At 65.8% G+C, this 1194-nt stretch carries 1 protein-coding gene; it reads left to right on the top strand.

The window, feature by feature from the left end:
* Positions 1-427 precede the first annotated feature (427 nt).
* Complete coding sequence (locus GH736_RS23200; protein ID WP_159607404.1) at positions 428-940, top strand: hypothetical protein; 513 nt, start codon at positions 428-430, stop codon at positions 938-940.
* Positions 941-1194 lie beyond the last annotated feature (254 nt).

Genomic DNA, 1194 nt, shown 5'->3' on the forward strand with positions numbered 1-1194 from the left:
CCGTCACCTGGTGTCAGGAGTGCGACAAGATCGCGTTCCTCGCCGCCGGCGCCCCTCCAGCGAAGTGCACGCTGACGCTCCGCTGCCCCGGATCCCCGGTGAAGGCCGGCGCGCAGGTGCGTCGCGTCGCCCCCTGACCGTCACGTTCAACCCGCACGACCCTCAATGAGCCGTTTTTCGAAGCCCGGACGCAAAATCCACTTCACAGGCGCTCGAAATCGCCGGATTCGGCGCGCGCCGCGCATGAGGGTTGCGCAATCGCATGGATAGCGTCACCAGTAGGCAACCGCCATGGGGAGCGGTACCCAGCCTCACCACACGCACACAGGAGACAAAGCTGTCCACGACATCGGGGGAGAGCGCCGCCCGGCGCTCCAGCATCGGGTTCTGGGAAACCGTCGCCGACCAGGCCGCACACCTAGACGAAATGTCCAATTCACTCCCTACCGTGAACCCGAAGAGGACAGCACCGAGAGACCGCCGCTCCGGCCGTTTCACCTTCGCTGAGCTCACCGAACCGGAGATCCAGCCGCTCTCCGACTTCGACATGGAGTTCGAAGCCGACTGGGAGGCGCGCTTCGCCGTCGAGGACCTCCTCAACGGACAGGCGATCGAAGACGTCGACCACGAACGCCTCCTCGAGCTCGCACGAACCGACGTGCTCCTCGTCGCCGCTGCAGCCCAGCAGTCACCGAACATCACCGTCAACGATCTCGCCCACCTCATCGAGGAACGACTGCTCGTCCCGGCCGGTGCGTTCGCCAACCCGAACTTCGGGCGGCTCCCATTCGCCGTCCAAGCTCGTCTCATCGAGGCCGCGTTCCCCGAGGAACGCCTCATCGCCGCAGCGAACCAGCACCTCCACCCTGCGGTCCTGGCCATCCTCGACGACGACACCTCTACTGGGGACGACGACACCGAGGCCGCCCGCGCCGCATGAACCCGCGCATGACCAGGTCATGCAGACACTCCTCACTCCCGCACCGCAGATCGTGGATCCGAAGACACTCAGCGATGACGGCTTCACACCCAAGGTGATCGAACCGCCGTTCTGATGGGGAGGTTCGGCAACAGCGGCTTCCTCGTCTTCCTCGGCGTCGCCGCGTTCGTCGTGTTCATCTTCGCCACCGGCACCGGCGGTGAGATCACCGACGCGTTCAACGCCGTATCCGGCGCCGCAGCGGACACCGCACC

It is taken from the genome of Agromyces humi (assembly GCF_009720255.1).
Classification (GTDB): domain Bacteria; phylum Actinomycetota; class Actinomycetes; order Actinomycetales; family Microbacteriaceae; genus Agromyces; species Agromyces humi.